This window comes from Acinetobacter sp. YH12255 (genome assembly GCF_013417355.1).
Classification (GTDB): Bacteria; Pseudomonadota; Gammaproteobacteria; order Pseudomonadales; family Moraxellaceae; genus Acinetobacter; species Acinetobacter pseudolwoffii.
Map to the genome: position 1 here is coordinate 1 of NZ_VPEC01000097.1, position 3,351 is coordinate 3,351.

4 protein-coding genes are annotated in these 3,351 nt (G+C 47.4%); 3 read left to right on the forward strand and 1 reads right to left on the reverse strand.

All coding sequences use genetic code 11. The annotated features are described in order from the left end of the window. Nucleotides 1–144: 144 nt before the first annotated feature. From sul2 to FTV30_RS15750, 3 genes are all read left to right on the forward strand, one after another. Nucleotides 145–960 (forward strand): sulfonamide-resistant dihydropteroate synthase Sul2, encoded by an 816-nt coding sequence (gene sul2, locus FTV30_RS15740; protein ID WP_001043260.1) that lies wholly within the window; start codon nt 145–147, stop codon nt 958–960. Nucleotides 961–1,046: 86 nt separating this feature from the next. Beyond that, the gene (locus FTV30_RS15745) at nt 1,047–1,295 is read left to right on the forward strand and encodes a phosphoglucosamine mutase (protein ID WP_071830581.1); all 249 of its coding nucleotides are present in this window, start codon (nt 1,047–1,049) and stop codon (nt 1,293–1,295) included. A gap of 61 nt (nt 1,296–1,356) precedes the next feature. Continuing rightward, nucleotides 1,357–1,821, forward strand: a complete 465-nt coding sequence (locus tag FTV30_RS15750; protein WP_071830580.1) for an ATP-binding protein — start codon at nt 1,357–1,359, stop codon at nt 1,819–1,821. Between the two features lie 73 nt (nt 1,822–1,894). Here FTV30_RS15750 and mph read toward each other — a convergent pair whose 3' ends face one another. Then, a complete protein-coding gene (gene mph / locus FTV30_RS15755; protein WP_071830579.1) occupies nt 1,895–2,782 on the reverse strand; it encodes an Mph(E)/Mph(G) family macrolide 2'-phosphotransferase in 888 nt (295 codons plus the stop codon). Between the last annotated feature and the right edge of the window lie 569 nt (nt 2,783–3,351).

Sequence of the window (3,351 nt, forward strand, 5' to 3'; positions counted from 1 at the left end):
TGTTCCATTTTAGAGATTTGTTTAAGATAAGATATAACTCATTGAGATGTGTCATAGTATTCGTCGTTAGAAAACAATTATTGTGACATTATTTCAATGAGTTATCTATTTTTGTCGTGTACAGAGATTATTATAGAAGCCCCCATGAATAAATCGCTCATCATTTTCGGCATCGTCAACATAACCTCGGACAGTTTCTCCGATGGAGGCCGGTATCTGGCGCCAGACGCAGCCATTGCGCAGGCGCGTAAGCTGATGGCCGAGGGGGCAGATGTGATCGACCTCGGTCCGGCATCCAGCAATCCCGACGCCGCGCCTGTTTCGTCCGACACAGAAATCGCGCGTATCGCGCCGGTGCTGGACGCGCTCAAGGCAGATGGCATTCCCGTCTCGCTCGACAGTTATCAACCCGCGACGCAAGCCTATGCCTTGTCGCGTGGTGTGGCCTATCTCAATGATATTCGCGGTTTTCCAGACGCTGCGTTCTATCCGCAATTGGCGAAATCATCTGCCAAACTCGTCGTTATGCATTCGGTGCAAGACGGGCAGGCAGATCGGCGCGAGGCACCCGCTGGCGACATCATGGATCACATTGCGGCGTTCTTTGACGCGCGCATCGCGGCGCTGACGGGTGCCGGTATCAAACGCAACCGCCTTGTCCTTGATCCCGGCATGGGGTTTTTTCTGGGGGCTGCTCCCGAAACCTCGCTCTCGGTGCTGGCGCGGTTCGATGAATTGCGGCTGCGCTTCGATTTGCCGGTGCTTCTGTCTGTTTCGCGCAAATCCTTTCTGCGCGCGCTCACAGGCCGTGGTCCGGGGGATGTCGGGGCCGCGACACTCGCTGCAGAGCTTGCCGCCGCCGCAGGTGGAGCTGACTTCATCCGCACACACGAGCCGCGCCCCTTGCGCGACGGGCTGGCGGTATTGGCGGCGCTGAAAGAAACCGCAAGAATTCGTTAACTGCACATTCGGGATATTTCTCTATATTCGCGGTTCAGCAGGCATGTCCCCTTTGAGGGCGACCCGACGACAGGATAATCGACCTTATGGTGCGCAAATATTTCGGCACAGACGGTATTCGTGGCAAAGCCAACGAAGGCGCGATGACGGCGGAAACCGCCTTGCGCGTCGGCATGGCGGCTGGCCGTGTCTTTCGTCGCGGTGACCACCGCCATCGTGTCGTGATCGGCAAGGATACGCGCCTGTCGGGCTATATGCTTGAACCCGCGCTCACAGCCGGTTTCACCTCGATGGGCATGGACGTATTCCTTTTTGGCCCGCTGCCGACAACGTAATAGGAAGAATAAACGCCCTTTTCACCCAAGTCCAAATTAATTTGCCGATTCCATAATCAGGGTGTATTACAATTCCATAGAGTTTTTCAATCCAGGTGGTTTAGCTGATAACTTAACGATTGATCAGCTTCTTCGTGAAGATTACTCGCCATGGGCGCGCAATAAAAGGATATCTGCCACGTTCAAAGAAGCGCATTTTATTGAAAAATATGGGTCAGGCATCAAACGAATCCAAGAAGGCTTCGCATCCTATGGTCTGCGTCCCCCTGTCTTTGAAAATTTCCAGCACGGTTTTCGAGTTATTGTCTCATCAAAGCTACTTTTCGAATCTAATGAGGGAGTAAGTGAGGGAGTAAATCTACTATTTAATCAGATAAGAACTAATCCAGGAAAGCGTGCACCATTTTTAGTAAACGAGCTATTAGTTCCTGTCAAGATAGTAGAGCGGTGGCTCAAAATCTTAAGAGATGATCATAAAATCGAGTTTCGAGGAGCTCCTAAAAGTGGAGGATACTGGCTAAAATAGAAATCAATGATACTCTTAAGTGGCACCAATCGAACTCCTATTTTAGCATTTAAAAAAGTATCCTCACATCATTTTATTGAACAATACCTAAGGCTGCTCTGGCGGCATTGATATGATTATCGTCGTTGCACTCTACCGCAAAAGCGCCATATGCTAATGGAGCTGCAGCAGCCCTCTCTATAGATTGTTCGTAGAGCCTATCCCATATCGTTCCGCCTTGTTTAGCATACTCCGTTATCAAACTCTTCAGGCTATCCTCTCCAAAAACCGATACGTGACCAGAAAAGTCCAGTGCAGGATCACCCATATGCGCAGTAGACCAATCTATGATACCAGAGGTCTTACCTTCCTTCGAGGTTAAGACATGCCCTGCATAGAGATCGCCATGGATGAAACAAGTGAATTCAGGCCACAAAGGGTCATTGTCCAACCATCTACGGTATCTGTTTTCCAACGGCTCGCTGATACCTATCTCAGATTTCACCAAGTGGATACGGTCAGCTATTTCGGTCCTCAATTCACTTGGAGTCATTATTTTCAAGTTGCTCTTTCTCACATCGTCAGCTGTAATACGATGTAATTCGGCCAATGATTTTGCCAGAGACTCCACATAAGCTATGCTATCGCGATCTATGTTCCAAGAAACCTCATGTGTTATCGCATCGAATGTCAGAGCAGGCGCATCCTCCAGTAAAGGGTAGGCTATTAGGCGCTCCGATACAATTTTCCAATCAGGGACATTGATCGACAGGTTTCTTTTGGCTAAATCCAATATTCTACTTTCATTTTCGATTTGTTCAAGCATATCGCTTCTTCGAGGTATACGGAGTACCCAGTTCTCACCGTTTACTTCCTTTACAAAGGCAACTCTAAAGTCGATGCCCATCTCATTGACGCTCATCTCTTCCGAAATTCTCAGCCCATGCTCTAGGGCTAATGTTTGCATATCTTCGATTGTCATTTCTATACTGTTTTCTTTTATTAAATTGGTACCAGTTCCCCCGACAGGACATTCTGAATGTCATATACAGGTGTAACACTTTACCCATATTCTTTTCGTATGGATAACACTTCCCATCAGGGAACAAAAATCTGATACATGAATTAATTGTGAGACAGTAGACCTACTGTCGCATTGAAGCCATCTCGGCGACTATTTGATTAGGAAAACCAAGGCTTTGCCATCATAGCCTTATCATAGAAGTATAACATAGTTGTAAAGATAGAAAATTATTTTTTATTCATCCATGATGTTATTATTTTATAATAACATCATCTAAACATGTCCTGTCGCTCTTTTGTGCTGTGATATTTCATACCTATTAACTGCTTTCGTTTGAATTATACGACGTTCTACTCACAATAGGGCAAGGGTTACTCATTCCGTAGGATGCGGTTCACGTATAGGAAGAATAAACGCCCTTTTCACCCAAGTCCAACAGCTTTGGACCGCAGTTGACTCTTTCGACACCCCTGCGATGCAACCCAATCCGGCTGACGGGGAGCCAGCAACGCTGAAAATTTACCCTC